General features: G+C 68.7%; 22 protein-coding genes. 8 read left to right on the forward strand and 14 right to left on the reverse strand.

Translation table 11 applies throughout. The features are described 5' to 3' along the window. Positions 1-149 precede the first annotated feature (149 nt). Entirely contained in the window at positions 150-1,067 is a 918-nt protein-coding gene (locus KO481_RS41415) for an EamA family transporter (protein ID WP_215924047.1), read from the forward strand. Between the two features lie 97 nt (positions 1,068-1,164). Then, positions 1,165-1,515, forward strand: a complete 351-nt coding sequence (locus tag KO481_RS41420; protein WP_308166987.1) for a metal-sensitive transcriptional regulator — start codon at positions 1,165-1,167, stop codon at positions 1,513-1,515. An 11-nt stretch (positions 1,516-1,526) separates the two neighbouring features. Here the strand turns inward: KO481_RS41420 and KO481_RS41425 are convergent, their stop codons facing one another. Continuing rightward, positions 1,527-2,075, reverse strand: a complete 549-nt coding sequence (locus tag KO481_RS41425; RefSeq protein ID WP_245402272.1) for an anthrone oxygenase family protein — start codon at positions 2,073-2,075, stop codon at positions 1,527-1,529. Between the two features lie 111 nt (positions 2,076-2,186). Here KO481_RS41425 and KO481_RS41430 point away from each other — a divergent pair, with 111 nt between their 5' ends. Further along, the gene (locus KO481_RS41430) at positions 2,187-3,092 is read left to right on the forward strand and encodes a LysR family transcriptional regulator (RefSeq protein ID WP_215924048.1); all 906 of its coding nucleotides are present in this window, start codon (positions 2,187-2,189) and stop codon (positions 3,090-3,092) included. A 9-nt stretch (positions 3,093-3,101) separates the two neighbouring features. On the opposite strand, the gene KO481_RS41435 is transcribed toward KO481_RS41430, so the two are convergent. After that, the gene (locus tag KO481_RS41435) at positions 3,102-3,935 is read right to left on the reverse strand and encodes an LLM class F420-dependent oxidoreductase (RefSeq protein ID WP_215924049.1); all 834 of its coding nucleotides are present in this window, start codon (positions 3,933-3,935) and stop codon (positions 3,102-3,104) included. A 41-nt stretch (positions 3,936-3,976) separates the two neighbouring features. Next, positions 3,977-4,849, reverse strand: coding sequence for a hypothetical protein (locus tag KO481_RS41440; protein WP_215924050.1), 873 nt, complete (start codon positions 4,847-4,849; stop codon positions 3,977-3,979). An 84-nt stretch (positions 4,850-4,933) separates the two neighbouring features. On the opposite strand from KO481_RS41440, the gene KO481_RS41445 reads away from it, so the two are divergent. Further along, on the forward strand, positions 4,934-5,215 hold the full coding sequence (locus tag KO481_RS41445) for a hypothetical protein (RefSeq protein ID WP_215924051.1): 282 nt from the start codon (positions 4,934-4,936) through the stop codon (positions 5,213-5,215). A gap of 9 nt (positions 5,216-5,224) precedes the next feature. On the opposite strand, the gene truA is transcribed toward KO481_RS41445, so the two are convergent. The 9 genes from truA to KO481_RS41490 all read right to left on the reverse strand — a co-directional run bounded on the left by truA (position 5,225) and on the right by KO481_RS41490 (position 11,460). Beyond that, positions 5,225-6,130: a tRNA pseudouridine(38-40) synthase TruA gene (truA, locus tag KO481_RS41450; RefSeq protein WP_215924052.1), complete on the reverse strand. Its 906-nt coding sequence runs from the start codon at positions 6,128-6,130 to the stop codon at positions 5,225-5,227. A 26-nt stretch (positions 6,131-6,156) separates the two neighbouring features. Beyond that, entirely contained in the window at positions 6,157-6,669 is a 513-nt protein-coding gene (gene rplQ, locus KO481_RS41455; protein WP_215924053.1) for a 50S ribosomal protein L17, read from the reverse strand. Positions 6,670-6,716: 47 nt separating this feature from the next. Continuing rightward, positions 6,717-7,775 (reverse strand): DNA-directed RNA polymerase subunit alpha, encoded by a 1,059-nt coding sequence (locus KO481_RS41460; protein ID WP_215924054.1) that lies wholly within the window; start codon positions 7,773-7,775, stop codon positions 6,717-6,719. A gap of 103 nt (positions 7,776-7,878) precedes the next feature. Then, positions 7,879-8,484 (reverse strand): 30S ribosomal protein S4, encoded by a 606-nt coding sequence (rpsD, locus tag KO481_RS41465; RefSeq protein ID WP_215924055.1) that lies wholly within the window; start codon positions 8,482-8,484, stop codon positions 7,879-7,881. Positions 8,485-8,505: 21 nt separating this feature from the next. Then, positions 8,506-8,919 (reverse strand): 30S ribosomal protein S11, encoded by a 414-nt coding sequence (gene rpsK / locus KO481_RS41470; protein ID WP_215924056.1) that lies wholly within the window; start codon positions 8,917-8,919, stop codon positions 8,506-8,508. A gap of 9 nt (positions 8,920-8,928) precedes the next feature. Then, positions 8,929-9,300, reverse strand: coding sequence for a 30S ribosomal protein S13 (gene rpsM, locus KO481_RS41475; RefSeq protein ID WP_215924057.1), 372 nt, complete (start codon positions 9,298-9,300; stop codon positions 8,929-8,931). 208 nt (positions 9,301-9,508) lie between these two features. After that, positions 9,509-9,622, reverse strand: a complete 114-nt coding sequence (gene rpmJ / locus KO481_RS41480) for a 50S ribosomal protein L36 (RefSeq protein WP_056818299.1) — start codon at positions 9,620-9,622, stop codon at positions 9,509-9,511. 122 nt (positions 9,623-9,744) lie between these two features. After that, a complete protein-coding gene (gene infA / locus KO481_RS41485) occupies positions 9,745-9,966 on the reverse strand; it encodes a translation initiation factor IF-1 (RefSeq protein WP_040804562.1) in 222 nt (73 codons plus the stop codon). A gap of 240 nt (positions 9,967-10,206) precedes the next feature. Beyond that, entirely contained in the window at positions 10,207-11,460 is a 1,254-nt protein-coding gene (locus KO481_RS41490) for an MFS transporter (protein WP_215924058.1), read from the reverse strand. A gap of 267 nt (positions 11,461-11,727) precedes the next feature. Between KO481_RS41490 and KO481_RS41495 the strand changes: the two genes are divergently transcribed. Beyond that, entirely contained in the window at positions 11,728-14,055 is a 2,328-nt protein-coding gene (locus KO481_RS41495; RefSeq protein WP_308166989.1) for a MinD/ParA family ATP-binding protein, read from the forward strand. A gap of 207 nt (positions 14,056-14,262) precedes the next feature. On the opposite strand, the gene tsaA is transcribed toward KO481_RS41495, so the two are convergent. After that, positions 14,263-14,688, reverse strand: coding sequence for a tRNA (N6-threonylcarbamoyladenosine(37)-N6)-methyltransferase TrmO (gene tsaA / locus KO481_RS41500; RefSeq protein ID WP_215924059.1), 426 nt, complete (start codon positions 14,686-14,688; stop codon positions 14,263-14,265). 83 nt (positions 14,689-14,771) lie between these two features. Between tsaA and KO481_RS41505 the strand changes: the two genes are divergently transcribed. Then, positions 14,772-15,737 carry a DUF3558 domain-containing protein gene (locus KO481_RS41505; RefSeq protein ID WP_215924060.1) on the forward strand — a complete coding sequence of 322 codons (966 nt, stop codon included), beginning with the start codon at positions 14,772-14,774 and terminating at the stop codon, positions 15,735-15,737. A 91-nt stretch (positions 15,738-15,828) separates the two neighbouring features. On the opposite strand, the gene KO481_RS41510 is transcribed toward KO481_RS41505, so the two are convergent. Continuing rightward, complete coding sequence (locus tag KO481_RS41510) at positions 15,829-16,329, reverse strand: DUF4254 domain-containing protein (protein ID WP_215924061.1); 501 nt, start codon at positions 16,327-16,329, stop codon at positions 15,829-15,831. A gap of 176 nt (positions 16,330-16,505) precedes the next feature. On the opposite strand from KO481_RS41510, the gene KO481_RS41515 reads away from it, so the two are divergent. After that, complete coding sequence (locus tag KO481_RS41515; protein ID WP_215924062.1) at positions 16,506-17,345, forward strand: GntR family transcriptional regulator; 840 nt, start codon at positions 16,506-16,508, stop codon at positions 17,343-17,345. Further along, complete coding sequence (locus tag KO481_RS41520) at positions 17,342-17,917, forward strand: GNAT family N-acetyltransferase (protein ID WP_215924063.1); 576 nt, start codon at positions 17,342-17,344, stop codon at positions 17,915-17,917. The genes KO481_RS41515 and KO481_RS41520 overlap by 4 nt, the downstream gene beginning before the upstream one ends. Positions 17,918-17,929 lie beyond the last annotated feature (12 nt).

Consider the following 17,929-nt stretch of genomic DNA (forward strand, 5'->3'; position numbering starts at 1 on the left):
CATCCGGTGCGAGACTTACGGCCCCCGCACCGGCCCGACAGATCAAATTAAGGACAACCCAGCAGGGCGTCAGTCGGACCCAGAGTCACGACCAGCGCAGGAACACGCCTTACATCATCAATGTCGGACCCTCGCGATACCGTCGCCGCGTGAGTGCAGTGCGGGCCGGTGTGTGGTTGACCGTGTTGAGTGGGTTGACGTTCGGGGCCTCGGGGGCATTCGCGAAGTCGGTGATGGGGGCCGGATGGTCGCCGGGGGCGACGGTGGCGGTGCGGCTGACGGGGGCCGCGGCGGTCATGGTCGTGATCGCGCTGATTGTGGATCGGCGGGGGCTGTTCGACAGCCTCGGGCAGGCGCGCACCGTGCTGGCGTACGGCACGATCGGCATTGCCCTGGTGCAGGCGACGTTCTTCTTCTCGGTGCGGTATGTGCCGGTGGGGGTGAGCCTGATGATTCAGTTTCTCGCGCCCATTCCGGTGATGGGATGGAACTGGCTGGCAAACGGCAGGCGGCCGAGTGCGGCGACGCTCGTCGGCGCGGTGCTCGCGCTGGTGGGCGCGGCACTGGTCATCGATGTCGTCCACGCGGGGCGGCTGAGCGTGGCGGGGCTGGCCTGGGCCACCGCATCGATGCTCGGCAACGCGGTGTTCCTGGTGCTGTCCGCGCACAGTTCCGCGATCCTGCGCCCGGTCGTCCTGCTGAGCACGGGCCTGACCGCCGCCGCGGCCACCGTCTGGGTGCTCGCGGCGGTTCGGCTGCTGCCGGTCGCCTTCGGCGATCATCCGACCACGCTGGCCGCGCATCGAATTCCCGTCGCGGTGCCGATGGCGTTGCTGATCCTGATCAGCACGGTCGTCGCCTACCTGTGCGGCGTGGCGGGTGCCGCGCGAATCGGGTCGACGCTGATGTCGCTGGTGTTGCTGAGCGAGGTGTTGTTCGCCGTGGTGCTGTCATGGCTGCTGCTCGGCGAGGCGGTGACACCGCTGCAGATGGCCGGCGGGGCCGGCGTCGTGGCCGGCATCGCGCTGGCCCAGCACCGGCGCGAACCGGCGCCGGTGCCCGTCTGACAAGACGAACCGGCCAGTGTACCCTAGGGGGGTATTAGGCGGGGCCGTGTGGGGCCCGAGCTGCAGGCCCCCGATGGACAGAAGCGAGGGAACACCGGTGACCGAGAACCAGACCGATCCCCCCGGCGAGGGCGCCGGCCAGGACGACACCGGGCACAACCATGCCGGGCACGGCTACATCACGGCCAAGGACGACTACCTCAAGCGCCTGCGCCGCATCGAGGGCCAGGCCCGCGGCCTGCAGCGCATGGTCGAGGAGGAGAAGTACTGCATCGATATCCTCACCCAGGTCTCGGCGATGACCAAGGCACTGCAGGCGGTCGCGATGGGCCTGCTCGAGGATCACATCAGCCACTGCGTCGTCGACGCGGCGGTGCAGGGCGGCCCCGAGGCCGAGGCGAAGATCAAAGAGGCCACCGACGCCATCGCCCGCCTCGTGCGCTCCTGAGGCCGTGCCCGTTACCGGGCCCGCAACAACGCCAGCGCGAAGGCGCCGAAGGAACCGGTGCTCACCAGGGCGCGGGCGATATTCCACGTCACCCACGGCCCCTCGAACCGGGCTCGGGCGCCGGCGGCGTCGGTCGGGCGCGCCGCGGCGAGCTGATCGTTCAACGGCACGCTGATCCCGCTGGTGATCAGGAACATGAGCACGTAGCAGACGAATCCCGCGATGATCAGGTACCGCACCGCCGGATCCCCGGTCCGCCAGTTCGTCACCACCGCGGCCAGCCCGACCGCCACACCGCCCATGAACAGCGTCATGAACAGCGGATTCACGATCGCGACGTTGATGTTCTGCATGACCTCGACGAAGGCGGCGTCTCCGCTGCGCTTCAGCCCGGGCATGACGGCGTAGGCGAACGCGGCGAACAACCCCGCCATCAGTCCCGCGACGATCGTCGCGACAACCAGTGTGGCCGAGCCGAACCCGCGCAGCGTCCCGCTGCCCTCGGCCGCCGCGACGGGGACGAAATGGGTGTTCTCGATCATGGCATTCCCTTTCTCCATGCATTTCCTTGGACAAGTGCCCGGATCAAGCATTAGAAATGGGGGTAACCGGGAACAACGACGCGTTGGGCAACGACCGTATAGACCCGCTCAACGATCGGGGACCAGGCAGTGGAGCGGCACGAGATCGAGGCCTTCCTCGCGGTGGCGGACGAGTTGCACTTCGGTCGGGCCGCCGAGCGCCTGCACGTGTCGACCGGCCGGATCAGCCAGACCATCAAGGTGCTCGAACGTCGTTTCGGCGCAGCGCTTTTCGAACGGACCAGCCGTCGCGTCGCGCTCACCCCGATCGGGCGGCAGTTCTACGAGGATCTGCTCCCGGGCGTCGAGCAGATCCGGACGGCGGTGTGTCGCGCCACCGCCGCCGGGCGCGGCCTCACCGGAACCCTGGACATCGGCTTCGTCGGGGCCGCCGCCGGAGAGCTGATCCTGGAGGTGCACAAGGCCTTCCGCGCCGAACATCCGGACATCGAGGTCCGCATTCGCGAGATCCAGATCAACGACGGCCTGGACGGGTGGCGGCGCGACACCTACGACATGGCGCTGACCGGCCGCCCGATCGTCGAACCCGATCTCGTCGTCGGCCCGACCCTCATCTTCGAGGACCGCATGCTGGCCCTGCCCGCCGCACATCCGCTCGCCGCCAGATCCTCGCTCTCACTGGAGGATCTGGCCGAGGTGACGCTGCTCCGCATGCCGCGCACCGTGCCCGATGCGCTCCTCGACGACCGGATCCCGAGCCACACGCCGAACGGCCGCCCGATCGCGCACGGACCGATCGCGCACACCTTCCAGGAGATCCTGGCCATGATCGGCGCCGGGACGGGCGCCTTCGTGGTCGGGGCCCAGGTCACCCGCTTCTACCTGCGCCCCGGCGTCCGCTACGTGCCCTTCCGCGACGCGCCGCCCGTCGAATGGGGTTTCGTCTGGCTTCGGGCCCGCGAGACCGTGCGGGTGCGCGCCTTCGCCGCGGCGGCCGCGCGACTCACGCGCGATTGCCGCAGCGAACGGAGTTGAGGCCCGCAACTACTCCCGGGCCGCCAGCGCGGAGGCGAGCGCGCGCAGGGTGGCGATGTAATCGGCATCGAGGGACTGGATGGCCACCTGATCCGCGCCCGCGTCCAGGTGGGCGGTGATGCCCGCCGCAATGTCGGCCGCCGTGCCGTGCAGGGCCAGGGCGTCGACGAGGCGGTCGCTGCCGGGCTTGGTCAGGTCCTCGTCGGTATAGCCGAGACGGCGCAGGTTGGAGGTGTAGTTCTGCAGGTCGAGGTAGAAATTGACGGTCTGTCGTCCGGTCTCGCGGGCCGTGGCCGGGTCGGCGTCCAGCACGACCTTCTGCTCGGCCACCAGCAGCGCGTCCGCGCCCAGGGTCGCGCGCGCCTCGCGGGTGTGGTCGGGGGTGGTCAGGTACGGCAGGGCGCCGGCGGTGCGGTCGCGGGCCAGGCGCAGCACGCGCGGGCCGAGCGCGGCCAGGGCGCGGCGGTCCTGCGGCACCCCGGCCTCGTCGAGGACATCGAGATACTCCACCAGCACGTCGTACGGCTTGCGGTAGACGTCGGTGTGCTCCGGGTGGCCCGCGCCGATGCCGAGAATGAACCGGCCCGGGAAGCGCGCATCGATGCGATGGAACGACTCCGCGGCATCCTTGGCCGGGGACGCCCACACGTTCACGATGCTGGTGCCGACGACCAGGTTCTCGGTCGCCTCCAGCAGCGACTCCGCCACCGGCAGATCCGCGCCCGGCGAGCCACCCAGCCACACCGTGCCGAAGCCCAGCCCCTCCACCACCGCGGCCTCCTCGGGGGTGACCCCCGAGAAGTGCCGCCATACGCCCAATCGGCCGAGCCCTCGATTCGTCATGCCCCGTCCCAACCTCGCCGGCCCGATCGGTATTCCGCGCCCTAGGCGGGCCCCAGCTCGAACTCCGGGTGCACATGCACCGGAAGCGGCTTCGTGGGTTCCGGCAGCACGCCCAGCCGCGCCCGCACCACCACCTCGACGACCTCGTGCGGAATCGAATCCTCGTCCTCGGGCTCGGCGATCTCGATGCCCAGCTCGCGGGCCGCGCGGTCGTGCAGCATCCGGGCGTCCAGGGCGGCCTGCACCTGCCACCGGAAGTCCTGGGCGCTCATCGGCTCCTCGTCGGCGGGCTCCTGCTCATCGGTCAGCCGCCGCGACTCCTCCAGCCCCGCACCGACGAAAGGAGCGAGATCGTATGCGGCGCCGCAGTTTTCGTCGTCGATGAAGACCAGGAAACCGTCCGTGCGGCCCGCGCGGACGAAGCTTCCGAAGAGGGTGGCCCCGGCGCCGTCGGTATCGGGCCAGCGGACGAACTCCCCGGCGGAGACCGGCTGGTCGAGCTCGCTCACCCACGCCGGAGCGACGACTCCGGCGCCCGCGAGCTCGGCGGCCGCCTCGCTCGCCAGGGCCCGCGCGGGCTCGGACGTCAGCTCCGCGACGCAGCGCAGGAACGCGACCGCGCCCGGCGAGGCCAGCTCCCGGGCCTTGTCGATGAACAGGCGCGCGAACACCTCGCGGTAGTCCTCGCTCTCCCCGTAGCCGACAGCGAGCAGCCCGGCCGCGAGATACTCCCCATCCACCGGCTCGTCCACCTGCTCGAATTCGGCGATGCGGGCGGCCACCTCGTCCATCATCTCGCCCATGCCGAGATCCTCGGGAGATGCGAGATCGCCGGAATCGGCCTCGACCGGGACCTCCGCCCGGTCCTGCTTCTTGGTCTTCTTTCCCTTGCGCCCACGGCTCACCGGACTCATGGGCTCCCAGTCTGCCAGCCCGCGTCGAGCAGACACACCGTAGTGTCGGGCGTGTCCGCGTTCAACCACAGTCCACGAGGAGCGATGAAGGAGACCCTGCACTTCACCGTCGAGCAGCACCGGGTCGATTACGTCTTCGATCGGACCTGGGGACATCTGCGGATACTCGTCGACGATGCACCCGTCGTCACCGACCGGATGCTGTTCTCTCTCCAGTACGTCAAAGAGTTTCGCTTCGCGGTCGGCGGCCACCCTGTGGTCATCACGAAGCGGCGCAGGCGTTTCCTGGCCGGATTCCACGATTCGGAGTACCGGGTCCAGGTGGACGGCCGACCGGTCGACGTCTCGCTGGTCACCGTGCCCTGACTCGAAACCTCAACCGCCGCAACATCCCCCGGGCACGGTCCGTATTTCGCGGGTCTGGGCGTTGCGGGCGGCCAGATCGGCATCGTCCGGATAATCGACCCCGATCAGGCTCAGGCCGTGCGCGGGCGCGACGGTCACCGAGCTCGAGCGCGCACGCTCGTCGAGCAGCCCGGCGATCCACTCCGGCGTGCGGCGGCCCTCACCGACCGCGAGCACCCCACCGACCAGGCTGCGCACCATCGACCAGCAGAATGCGTCGGCGCTGACGTACGCGGTCAGCAGCTCGCCGTCGGCCTCCCAGTCGAAGCGCTGGAGTTCGCGCACGGTGGTCGCGCCCTCCCGGCGACGACAGAAGGCCGCAAAATCGTGCAGCCCCAACAGCTTTCGCGACGCCTCGCGCATCGCCTCCACATCGACCGGGCGGCAGGGCACCACGCTGCGCGCGGCCAGCGGATCGGCGCCGAAGGGGGCGGTGGTCAGCCGGTAGGCGTAATGACGGCGGATCGCCGAGAAACGCGCATCGAAATCGGCGGGCGCGGGCCGAATTCCGGTGATGCGCACGTCCTTGGGCAGGAATCGGGCCATGCGGTGCAGCAGCTTCGGAAAGTCGATCTCCGCGGTCGTGTCGAAGTGCGCGACCTGTCCCTGCGCGTGCACTCCCGCATCGGTGCGGCCCGCGACGGTCAGCTGGACGGGCTCGCGCAGGACCTTGCTCAGGGACTCCTCCAGCACGCCCTGCACCGTCCGCAGCCCCGGCTGGCGCGCCCAGCCGGTGAAATCGGTGCCGTCGTAGGCGATGTCCAGCCGTACCCGAATTGCAACGATGTGCCCGGATGAATCGGGCTCAGTCACAGCGACCTCCTGGTTAACATGAGGAAAGCCCGCCGACCCGGAGGGGACGGCGGGCTTACTCATGGGCTCAGCCCCGAGGGGCAGATCCCCTACTCGCTCTTCTCGGCCTCGGCCTCGTCGACCGGGGCATCGACCGGAGCCTCGGCGGCGGCCTCTTCGACCTCGACCGGGGCGTCGACCGGAGCCTCCGCCTGCTTCTGCTGCGCGGCAACGCGGCGGGCGCGATCGGCCTCGTTGGTCACGGTCTTCTCCCGGACCAGCTCGATGATCGCCATCGGCGCGTTGTCACCCTTGCGGGGGACGGTCTTGATGATGCGGGTGTAGCCACCCTCGCGACCCTCGAACGACGGTCCGATGTTCGCGAAGAGCTCGTGCAGGACATCCTTGCTGCGGATGACCTTGAGCACCTCGCGGCGGTCGGCCAGCGTGCCGGCCTTGGCCTTGGTGACGAGCTTCTCGGCGTAGGGGCGCAGCGCCTTGGCCTTGGCCTCGGTGGTCGTGATCCGACCGTGCTCGAAGAGCGCCGTCGCCAGATTGGCGAAGATCGCCTTCTGGTGCGACGCCGACCCGCCGAAGCGAGCACCCTTCTTGGGCTTGGGCATTGGTGTTCTCCTTTGGGGAAGGCTCCCGGGGCTGCGGCCCCGAAGGCCTAAAGCTGTTCGGTCTCGGCGTAGTCCTGCTCGCCGTTGTCGGTGTCGCTGAACGTGCCGCTGTCGCTCCAGGTCCCGGTGGCGGCGTCGTAGCCGACGACGCTGGACGGATCGAAGGAGGCCGGGCTGTCCTTGAGCGACAGGCCCAGCGAATGCAGCTTGACCTTCACCTCGTCGATGGACTTCTGGCCGAAGTTGCGGATGTCCAGCAGGTCCGACTCGGTGCGGGCAACCAGCTCGCCCACGGTGTGCACACCCTCGCGCTTGAGGCAGTTGTACGAGCGCACGGTGAGGTCCAGGTCCTCGATCGGCAGCGCGAACGAGGCGATGTGGTCCGCCTCGGCCGGGCTGGGCCCGATCTCGATGCCCTCGGCCTCGACGTTGAGCTCGCGCGCCAGGCCGAACAGCTCGACCAGGGTCTTACCGGCAGAGGCCAGCGCATCCCGGGGGGAGATCGAGTTCTTGGTCTCGACGTCCAGGATGAGCCGGTCGAAGTCGGTGCGCTGCTCGACGCGGGTCGCCTCGACCTTGTAGGTCACCTTCAGCACCGGAGAGTAGATCGAGTCGACCGGAATCCGGCCGATCTCCGCACCCGACGCCTTGTTCTGCACGGCCGGGACGTAGCCGCGACCGCGCTCGACCACGAGCTCGATCTCCAGCTTGCCCTTGTCGTTCAGGGTCGCGATGTGCATGTCCGGGTTGTGCACGGTCACGCCGGCCGGGGGCACGATGTCGCCGGCGATGACAGCACCGGGGCCCGACTTGCGCACGTACATGGTGACCGGCTCGTCCTCCTCGGACGACACGACCAGGCCCTTGAGGTTCAGGATGATGTCGGTGACATCCTCCTTCACGCCCGGGACGGTGGTGAACTCGTGCAGCACGCCGTCGATGCGGATGCTCGTGACAGCAGCACCCGGGATGCTCGACAGCAGCGTGCGGCGCAGCGAGTTGCCGAGGGTGTAGCCGAAGCCCGGCTCGAGCGGTTCGATGGTGAACTTCGAGCGGTTCTCGGCCAGAACCTCTTCGGTCAGCGTCGGTCGCTGTGAAATCAGCATTTTCTTCCTCCTTCTGGACGCCCGCTATTTGACGCCCACGAACTGGATTGTGGGAGGCCCCATTCCGGGGAACACGGCCTCCCACCAGCGGCGCTGTTGCGCCTTACTTCGAGTAGTACTCGACGATCAGCTGCTCGTTCAGCGGTACGTCGATCTGCGCGCGCTCGGGCAGCTGGTGCACGAGGATGCGCAGCCGGCCCGGAACGACCTGCAGCCAGCCCACGTTCGGGCGGTCGCCGACGGTCTCGCGCGCCACCTGGAACGGCAGCGTCGGCAGCGACTTCTCCTTGACATCGATGATGTCGTACTGGCTCACCTGGAAGCTGGGAACGTTGACCTTGCGGTTGTTCACCAGGAAGTGGCCGTGGGAGACGAGCTGGCGGGCCTGACGACGGGTGCGGGCCAGACCGGCGCGGTACACGACGTTGTCCAGACGGGCCTCCAGCAGGCGCAGCAGGTTGTCACCCGTCTTGCCCTTCTGGCGGTTCGCCTCCTCGTAGTACCGGCGGAACTGCTTCTCCATGACGCCGTAGGAGAAGCGAGCCTTCTGCTTCTCCTGCAGCTGCATCAGGTACTCGGACTCCTTGATCCGCGCGCGGCCGTGCTGGCCGGGCGGGTAAGGACGACGCTCGAACGCCTGGTCGCCTCCGACGAGGTCGACACGCAGACGACGCGACTTGCGGGTGATGGGGCCTGTATAACGAGCCATTTTTCGCTAAATCCTTTCCCGCTAGACGCGACGCCGCTTGGGCGGACGGCAGCCGTTGTGGGGCTGCGGGGTGACGTCGGAGATCGTGCCCACCTCGAGGCCGGCGGCCTGCAGCGAACGGATCGCGGTCTCACGGCCCGAACCCGGGCCCTTGACGAACACGTCGACCTTCTTGACGCCGTTCTCCTGCGCCTTGCGGGCAGCGTTCTCGGCGGCGAGCTGCGCGGCGAACGGGGTCGACTTACGCGAACCCTTGAAACCGACATGGCCCGAGGACGCCCACGAGATGACGTTGCCCTCAGGGTCGGTGATCGACACGATGGTGTTGTTGAACGTGGACTTGATGTGCGCGTGGCCGTGCGGGACGTTCTTCTTGTCCCTGCGACGCGCCTTGGGCGACTTCTTGGGGCCGGAGGCCCGACTCTTAGGAGGCATTCGCTATCCCTACTTCTTCTTGCCGGCGACGGTCTTCTTCGGACCCTTGCGCGTGCGCGCATTGGTCTTGGTCCGCTGGCCGCGCACCGGCAGGTGGCGACGGTGGCGGATGCCCTGGTAGCACTGGATCTCGATCTTGCGGCGGATGTCGGCCTGCACCTCACGGCGCAGGTCGCCCTCGACCTTGAGGTCCGACGCCTCGATGTAATCGCGCAACCGGGTGACGTCGTCGTCGGAGAGATCCTTCGAACGCAGGTCGGGGCTGACGCCCGTGGCCGCGAGGATCTCCTTGGAGCGGGTACGACCGATACCGAAAATGTAGGTCAGCGCGATCTCCATGCGCTTTTCGCGCGGGAGGTCGACGCCCATCAGACGTGCCATGTGGCATTTCCTTCATGTTGCGGAGGTCTGCTCCCTGTCCGTCCCCTCGTGTGGGGCCCCGGCCTCCGTACCGGGGGTAGGTCTGGCATCCGCCCGCATGTCCTCACGGACGTTGCGGGCTCGCCGATGCCGACTGGCGCTGGGAGTTCTTCTTCTCTGCCAATCCGAACCGCGTTCGGTGCTTGGCCGGTGTGCGACGTGCCGGGGCTCAGCCCTGACGCTGCTTGTGACGCAGGTTGTCGCAGATCACCATGACCCGTCCGTGACGGCGGATCACCTTGCACTTCTCGCAGATCTTCTTGACGCTGGGGTTGACCTTCACGTCAAATCCAATCTGAGTCGGTGTCCACAGGCTGTGAACACAGGTTTTCCCCAGTCATACGACTGGGGAAGTTCTTGCCGGGGCCGAAGCCTCCGATTCCGCCCGGTCACCCGGCGGAAAAATCACTTGTAGCGGTAGACGATGCGACCGCGGGTCAGGTCGTAGGGGGAAAGCTCCACGACCACGCGATCCTCGGGGAGGATGCGGATGTAGTGCTGCCGCATCTTGCCACTGATGTGGGCGAGTACCTTGTGACCGTTCTCCAGCTCGATGCGGAACATCGCGTTGGGCAGCGGCTCGATTACACGGCCCTCGACCTCGATGGCCCCTTCCTTCTTCGCCATATCCTCCGCGATCCCGTTTGTGCTGAAACCCTGGTTGGTTGCAGCTGATCGGCTAGCTGTCACTGCCGTTTTCATCCACGAGCGGCGATTTTCGTGCACTCCCGCCGCCCTGGTGCCATACTCACCGGAGGACACATGCGGACATGAGCCACCGGCGGATAGGTGCACCGCCGACCTAGCTTACCCGCGCCCCCATCATCTGGCCAAATGCCCGCTTTCGCTCTGCGCGGACACCCGCGCTCAGGCCTCCAGCGCGGCGCGTCCGGTCCGCGGGCCCCACACCACGATCAGCGCGAGCATGATCACCAGCGCCGCGGTGATGACGGTGAACACCGCGCCGGGCCCGTGCCGGTCCAGCATCGGCAGCAGCACGAACGGCAGGATCGCGGTGCTGAGCTTGGACAGCGAGTAGGTCGCGCCCGAGGCGGTGCCGCGCACGCTGGTCGGGAACGATTCGGGTAGGTAGGTGTGCAGCGCGTCGGAGAAGACGTTGCTGGCCAGCGTGAACAGCCCGCCCGAGAGCAGGATCAGCGGCACGCTGGTGGCGAAGCCGAAGATCAGGCCGAAGATCGCCATCGCCGCGGTCGAGGCGAGCACCAGGTACTTGCGCTCCATCCGCTCGATCAGCGGGATCGCCAGCAGCGAGCCGATCGGATAGCCCAGGTACGTGATCGCCAGGTAGCCCAGCGAATTCACCACGGTGAAGCCCTTGTGCTGCAGCACCAGCACCGCCAGCGTGCCGAAGCCGTAATAGCCGAACACCTGCAGGATCATCACCGCGGAGAACAGTCCGGTGCGCCCGGCCAGCGGCCTGCGCAGAATCCGCGCGAACGGCACCCGTTCCCGCGCCCGGTCCCGGCCCGCGGTCCAGTGCGGCGACTCGGGCATCGCCCGCCGCGCGACGAACACCAGCCCGGCACCCAGGCCGCCGATCACGAACAGCCAGCGCCAGCCCGCGACTCCCAGCGGATGCAGCGGAACCAGCCAGCGCGCCAGGAAGCCCACCGCGGGCACCGCGCAGAAGCCCAGCGTGTACGCGATCGAGATCATCCGGCCGCGCACCTGCGGCGGCATGACCTCCGAGAGATAGGTGTCCGACAGCGTCATCTCCGCGCCGATGCCCAGACCCGCCAGCGCCCGGGTCGCCATCAGGAACCACACGTTCGGGCTGAAGGCACCCAGCAGCGTGAAGCCCGCGTACACCCCGATGTTGATCATGAACATCCGGCGGCGGCCGAAGACGTCCGAGAGCCGTCCCAGCACCAGCGCGCCCAGGAACTGCCCCGCGAAGGCCGAGGCGAGAATGCCGCTGAGCTCGGTGGTCGACAGGTGCATCTGCTGCTTGAAGACGCCGGTGATCGTCCCGGCCAGGAACAGCTCGTAGAGATCGAAGAACAGGCCCATGCCGACGAGGGCGACGAGTTTGCGGTGGACCGGCCGGATCGGCAGTTCGTCCAGACGCAGCCCGTCTCCGTTTTCCACCGACGTAGCCATCGCGCCCCGCTCCGATCTCGCAACTGCCCGGCAATCGCACGCGCCAGAGCGTGAGCCAGACTACACGGGGCACGGGTGCACTCCGGGCGAACTCGGCCGGACGGCAGATCCCTCCCAGTCGCCGGGGCCCGGGTAAACTGCGCACTGTCCAGACAACGGCCCAGCAGATCCCAGGGGGACACCAGTGAGCGAGCGCAGCGAGTCAGTTCCAGGCGCAGCGCACGCAGCCATGGCCCGCACCATCGAGATCGCCAGCGAGGTGCAGCTGTGAGTAACGAACTTCCCATGCTGCCGCCGTGGCTCTCGGAGGGCGAGGCCTCGCAGTCGGGTTACGAAGCGCCGGTACAGAATCTGCCGCAGCAGAGCCTCATCGCGGAGAAGGCGCCGCGGCGGCGGTTCGGCCGCAAGGCCGATGCCGAGAAGTCCGAGCCCGAGTCGCTCAAGAACAGCGGCAAGAAAAAGAAGAAGGGCAAGTCCGAGGAGGCGCCGGAGCAGCGCCCCTGGGGCGAGCCGCAGCAGGAATGGGGCCAGCCGCAATCCGAGGCGGCACAGAACTTTTCCGAGGGCGCCACGCAGACCTGGAGCGCGCAGCCGGACGGCGCTGCGCCGCAGCTGGATCCGCAGCTGCGCCCGCCGAATGCGCCGCACCCCAACGGGGATGGTGGCGGGTTCGCGCCCAACGGACAGCAACTCCCCCAGGGCTTCCCGCCTCCGGGCCCCGACCAGCAGCACCTCGCGCAGGGTTTCCCCGGCCAGGAACAGTACGGCCCGGGCCCGCAGGGCGGGTTCCCCGGCCAGCAGCCGCCGCCCGGCATGCCGCCGCAGGGGCCCCGGCAGTCGGGGCCGATCCCCCAGGTGCCCCCGCCCAACCGGCCACCGATTCCCGAGGCGCCGCAGGCATTCTCGGGTCAGGTCCCGGACGCCGGTGACGCGGGCGAGATGACGGTGAAGGTCGGCGGCCGTCCCGATCTGCCGCCGCCGCCCGAGGCGCCCCAGCGGCTACCGCTGCCCGAGCCGCCGGGCCCGGGCGAGCTCGCACCGCCCGAGGCCGCGGCCCGGCCGCACACGGCCCCGCCGCAGCCGTTCGTGGAGCCCGTCGCCGACGAGGCGCCCCCGTGGCTGGAGAGTCCGGAATCTGCTGCGGCACAGGTCGCTCCGGCCCCCGTTCCGCAGGATCCGAAACCCGCCGCGCCGCAGCCGGATACGGCCGCGCGCCCGGACAGCGGCAACTGGCCCGTCGCCCAGGGCGACGGCGACGGGCGGCATCGGGCATTCGATACCCCCGCGCCGACGCACCCGGGCCCCGAGGCCGATCAGACCGTCATGATGGGCCGCCAGGTCGATCAGAACGCGCCCGCGCCGTATCCGCCGGGGCCGCAGAACTTCCCGCAGGGTCCGCCCAACGGCTACGCCGGGCAGCCCCAGCCCGGGCCCCCGGGCCAGCAACAGCCGCCGCAGGGATTCGGTTCGCCGCCACAGGGATTCGGCCCGAGCCCCACGGCCCCGGGCCCCATCACCCCGGCCGACCCGCGGTTCGCGCCACCGGGCCCGCCGCCCGGGCAGCAGTGGCAGTCCCCGCCGGGCCAGCCGGCGCAGTACCAGGGGCAGCACCCCTATCAGCAGCAGCCACCACCGCAGCAGCAGTTCCGCGGCCCCCAGGGCGGCCCGCAGCCGTCGCTGGACGACGTCCCGGTGCGCCGGGCGAAGAAGGCGCCCGGCACAGGCTGGCGGCGCACGGTGCACCACGTCACCGGCGGCGCGATCAATCCCGGCATGTCGGCCGAGGAGCGCCGCCTGCAGGAGCTGGTGGCCCGCATCCGGCAGCCGGTCCAGGGCGATTACCGCATCGCGGTGCTCTCGCTCAAGGGCGGCGTCGGCAAGACCACCACGACCATGGGCATCGGCTCGATCTTCGCCTCGATCCGCGGCGACCGGGTCATCGCGGTGGACGCCAACCCGGACTTCGGCACGCTGTCCCAGCGCGTGCAGCTGCAGACCCGCTCCACGGTGCGGGATCTGCTGCTGGATCCGGCGATCAACTCGTACGGCGACGTGCGCCGGCACACCTCACAGGGCACCAGCCGACTGGAAGTGCTTGCCAGCGAGCGGGATCCGGCCGCCTCGGAGTCCTTCAGCGAGGACGAATACCGGCAGGTGGCGCGGATCCTGCAGCGGTTCTACAACATCATCCTCACCGACTGCGGCACCGGCCTGATGCACTCGGCGATGGCGGGCGTGCTGGAGCTGGCGCATTCGCTGGTGCTGATCTCCTCCTCGGCGATCGACGGCGCCCGCAGCGCCGCGGCCACCCTGGACTGGCTCTCGCTGCACGGGCACGATCACCTCGTGCGCAACGCGGTCGTGGTGATCAACCTGCCCCGGCCCGGCTCACCGAACGTGGGCATCCAGCAGCTGCGCGAGTACTTCCTCTCGCGCTGCCGCGCGGTGCACATCATCCCCTACGACCCGCACCTGTCCGAGGGCGCCGAGATCGAACTGGCCCGCCTGCACAAGAACACCAAACGCGCCCTGGTCGAGCTCGCCGCCACCGTCGCCGACGATTTCGCCACCGAACACCGGCGGTTCACTTACTGAACCGCCGGGCGGCGCTACGCGCCTGCGGCCGGATCGCATGTATTGCCGCGCAGTTGCGGCCGACGTGTGCGTATCACCGCGCAGTCGCGACCGGTCCGTGTGCCGGCGGGCAGTTGCAGCCAACACGCGATTCGCGGTACGCGTTGCCGGGTCGATGGCCGGGTGCTGTGCCGATCCAACCCGCGCCATGCCGCGTCGTTCCGCCCCTCACCGTTCGGCGATCGGCTCCAGGACGGGCTTGATGTCGATAATCGGCGTACCGTCCAGTGCCTCGAGTCCGTCGACTGTCACCGTCGTGCCCGCGACGGCGGTAACCGTCACCTCGTGCAGACCGATCGGGTTGGGGCGGTCGGGCGAGCGGGTGGCGAAGACCCCGGTTGCGGGGCGGTCGCCCTCACCGCGGGGGTGCACCTGCTGCACCGTGCGATCGGTGCGGTCCAGCCAGGTGAGGATCACGATGCGCAGGCCCGGACGCAAATCGGCTGCGGCGGTGGCGAATTCGGGATCGATCAGCAGATCCGCGGGCGGCGCGCCCTCATCGGCCTGCCGGGGGCCTTGGCCGCGAGTGGTCAGAATCGATTGCACGCGGCCGATCGGGCGCAGTTCGATGGCTAGGTCGGGCTGTGTCGTCATGCGGTGGGCCTCCTCGAATATTCACGGCGGTACCACACCATCATCCTTGCTGAATGCCGTTCCGCCGCGATAGGTTGCGCTGCGTGCTCAACAGACGTTTCGGGGTGGGGGTTCTCGCGCTCGCGCCGCTGGTCGCGGCGCTGGCGGGGTGTGGCATGAGCGGGACCGCGATACCCATGGTGTCGGACCAGCCGCTGGCGTCGTATCGCGCGCAGTTGAGCGCGGGCGATCAGCAGGAGCTGTCCGCCCGGGATCAGGAGCGGCTACTGGACCCGTGCGGGTTCGCCGACGCCACTGCCCTGGCCTCGCTGGGCAAGCCGGTGTCCATCGGCCCGGCGCAGAATTTCGAGGTGTGCTCGATCGACTACCCGAGGGGCACCTACACCGTCGATGTCACCCTGGGGCAGTGGGACGAATCCCCCATCCGGACAATCGATCTCGGCGACATCAAGCTCGGGGTGACGCCCAGTGGGACCAATACCTGCAGCATCACCGTGCCGTACCTGCCGCATTCGTTCAACTACGCGGTGACCAGTCACAACAACACCAACGCCTGCGACGCCGCGATCACCTTCGCCCGCGCGGCCCTGCCCCTGCCCAAGACCCCGCCGCTGCGCATGAACAGCAGGGTCAGCCTGAACACCCCGCTGACTCGCCTGGACCCCTGCGCCGTCCTGTCGGTCATCGGCAAGGACCGCCCACGCCTGCAGGTGATCACCAACACCACCCCCTACAACTGCGATTTCTACCTCGACTCGAACCACGACGCGACCCGCCAGGAACTCACCGAGAATCAGAAGCCCCTGAGCGTCCTCGCGGGCGAGCGCCGGCTCGGCAAGGTCACCGACATCAACGGCGTACCCGGTGCGGTGACCGACTCCGGGAGCGCAGGCGGCTGCCGGATCGACCTGTTCCTGGACCAGTCCCACCCGATCTCACGCGGCAACGACCAGTGGGTCGACGAGGTCGAAATGTCCGGCCACGGCAGCTGCGACTCGCTGAAGCGGACCGCGGCCGCACTGGTCGACGTCTACAAGAACATTCGCTGAGCGAAAACCAACGGCGAATTCCGCACAGGCGGGCGGATTTACGAGAGCCTGAACGCGGAAATCGTTGTGACGCCTGCGCGATCGGCGCCGCCTACCAGGCGGGAAGGCGGCGCCGGCCAGCCAGGACGTCGGCGACGAGGTCGTCGTAGGCATCGGCGAGCTCGGCCAGGTGATGCCAGGCGACGTGCAGGATCTCGTCGTTCGCGTCGAGGGTCATCAGGGCGTGGTGGGCGCGGACGGAGGCCTCGGCGATGCGGTCGATGACCGAGCCGATGGTTTCGGTGTGCAGGGTGGCGCCTAGGCGATGCTGCGGTATCGAACGGGAGATCCAGTCGTCGATCGCCATCACCAATTCGATACGGCGGCGGTCGATCTCGAGCAGCGTGGCCGGACTGGAGTCCGGTTCGGAACCGCCGTAGCCGATGAGGCGGCGCTCGTGCAGGACCGCGAGATCACGGGAGAACCACAGCAGGGGACCGCCGATGACGCGGTGACCGCGGCAGGCACGCAGGAGTAGGTCGGAGCCCGGCAGAATGCCGTTCATAAGGGCTTCCACCGCAGTCGCACCCTGCGGCACATCGGGAACTGCCATGACCATCGTATGAGTTGTCTCCGAACCCGCCACGTTGCCTCGCCGTCATCGCCGTACAACCCTCGTTCAGGACGTTCATTACAATAAACCTCTGAAAGTGAGTGTCAAGGGTCACACGCCACCGGGAGCAGCAGGGTAGACTTCCTTTCCTTGAAGTAACAACCCGTAGGAGCGAGATGGCGGACGGTCCGAGGTACCAGCGGATCGCAGACCTCCTCCGCGAGGAGATCCGCAACGGCACATGGAAGCCCGGAGATCGGCTACCGAGCCACAACGAGCTGGCCGATCAGATGCAGGTATCAATTACAACCGCTCGCAACGCAATTCAGGTTCTGGTAGCCGAAAATCTGCTCTACACAGCAACTTCGCGCGGCACCATCGTGCGAAGTCAAGAGGTGCTGGAATACATTGTCACCAGCTCGATCCGCCCCGACCGCCCCAAGTCCACCCAGGACATCTTCTCCGAGCTCGCCCGCGGCGTCGGCCGCGAGCCGTCCAAGCAGTTCAGCGCGCGCATGGAACCGGCCGCCCCGGATGTGGCGATGTGGCTGGGCGTTCCGGAGGACTCCTGGGTGGTGGCCCGCACGGTCGTGCAGTACCTCGACAACGAACCCTGGTCGTGGGAAATCAGTTTCTATCCACGGGACTTGGCAGAGGCCACCGGCGTCGACTCCCCCCACGACATTCCCGAGGGCACCACGCGCCGCCTGGCCCAGCGCGGCCACCCCGAATCCGCGCACCGCGACACCATTGTCGCGCGGCCGGCGAGTGCCGAGGAGGCCGCGGTGCTCGGCGTCGGTGTCGGCACCATGCTGCTGGATCACCTACGCATCGGCGCCAACGCCGACCGCGTCACCCGCGTGACCCGCCATCGCTCCATCGCCGCCCGCAACCGCCTGGCCTACGAACTCGGCGACGATGCCGGCACCGAGCTCATCCGCAAGACCCTCGGGACGCCGCAGCCCCCGGGCAATTCTCATTCCTTCGGTAACTCGCTGGTGCCGGGGCCGCCATGACCGTCCGCATTCGCCAGGCTGAGCTGTCCGATCTCGGCACCATTTGCCGACTACGGCTCCAGCGCACGGCCTGGCTTGCGGCCCGAGGCTCGGATCAGTGGACACGGCAGGGGCGTGGGCTCCCCATCGAGATATTTGCCCGCGCGGTGGGCCGCGCGGTAGACGCGCGCGAGACGTGGATCGCCGAGATCGACGGCGAACCCGCAGGCACCATCACCGTGAATGATCGTGCGGACGAAGGTCTCTGGTCCCCCGGCGAGCTCGCGGACGCGGTGATCGTGCACTACATGATCGTGGACCTGCGTTTCGCGGGCAACCGGGTGGGCTCGGCACTGCTGGCGCATGCGGCCGCCCTGGCCCGGCGGCGGCGCCGCACCTGGGTGCGACTGGATGCCTGGACGACCAACACCGGCCTGCACGACTATTATCGGCGCTCCGGATTCCAGCTGGCCCGCGTCGCGGGGCCCGACGCATCGGGGCCCTCGACGGCCCTGTTCGAGCGCCGCGCCGACAGCTGGCACCTGCCCACCCCGGCGCTCACCGCCCCCGCCCAGTTCGCGACCGAAGGCTGATCGACGAGGGTA

Origin of the sequence: Nocardia albiluteola (assembly GCF_018860155.1) — a bacterium.
Taxonomy (GTDB): Bacteria; Actinomycetota; Actinomycetes; order Mycobacteriales; family Mycobacteriaceae; genus Nocardia; species Nocardia albiluteola.

Coding starts and splice junctions, on each gene's coding strand:
- KO481_RS41425 (WP_245402272.1), bottom strand. CDS start 2,075: ATGGAGAAAGGGAATGCCATGATCGAGAACACCCATTTCGTCCCCGTC.
- KO481_RS41435 (WP_215924049.1), bottom strand. CDS start 3,935: ATGACGAATCGAGGGCTCGGCCGATTGGGCGTATGGCGGCACTTCTCG.
- KO481_RS41440 (WP_215924050.1), bottom strand. CDS start 4,849: ATGAGTCCGGTGAGCCGTGGGCGCAAGGGAAAGAAGACCAAGAAGCAG.
- KO481_RS41445 (WP_215924051.1), top strand. CDS start 4,934: ATGAAGGAGACCCTGCACTTCACCGTCGAGCAGCACCGGGTCGATTAC.
- truA (WP_215924052.1), bottom strand. CDS start 6,130: ATGAGTAAGCCCGCCGTCCCCTCCGGGTCGGCGGGCTTTCCTCATGTT.
- rplQ (WP_215924053.1), bottom strand. CDS start 6,669: ATGCCCAAGCCCAAGAAGGGTGCTCGCTTCGGCGGGTCGGCGTCGCAC.
- KO481_RS41460 (WP_215924054.1), bottom strand. CDS start 7,775: ATGCTGATTTCACAGCGACCGACGCTGACCGAAGAGGTTCTGGCCGAG.
- rpsD (WP_215924055.1), bottom strand. CDS start 8,484: ATGGCTCGTTATACAGGCCCCATCACCCGCAAGTCGCGTCGTCTGCGT.
- rpsK (WP_215924056.1), bottom strand. CDS start 8,919: ATGCCTCCTAAGAGTCGGGCCTCCGGCCCCAAGAAGTCGCCCAAGGCG.
- rpsM (WP_215924057.1), bottom strand. CDS start 9,300: ATGGCACGTCTGATGGGCGTCGACCTCCCGCGCGAAAAGCGCATGGAG.
- infA (WP_040804562.1), bottom strand. CDS start 9,966: ATGGCGAAGAAGGAAGGGGCCATCGAGGTCGAGGGCCGTGTAATCGAG.
- KO481_RS41490 (WP_215924058.1), bottom strand. CDS start 11,460: ATGGCTACGTCGGTGGAAAACGGAGACGGGCTGCGTCTGGACGAACTG.
- tsaA (WP_215924059.1), bottom strand. CDS start 14,688: ATGACGACACAGCCCGACCTAGCCATCGAACTGCGCCCGATCGGCCGC.
- KO481_RS41510 (WP_215924061.1), bottom strand. CDS start 16,329: ATGGCAGTTCCCGATGTGCCGCAGGGTGCGACTGCGGTGGAAGCCCTT.
- KO481_RS41515 (WP_215924062.1), top strand. CDS start 16,506: ATGGCGGACGGTCCGAGGTACCAGCGGATCGCAGACCTCCTCCGCGAG.
- KO481_RS41520 (WP_215924063.1), top strand. CDS start 17,342: ATGACCGTCCGCATTCGCCAGGCTGAGCTGTCCGATCTCGGCACCATT.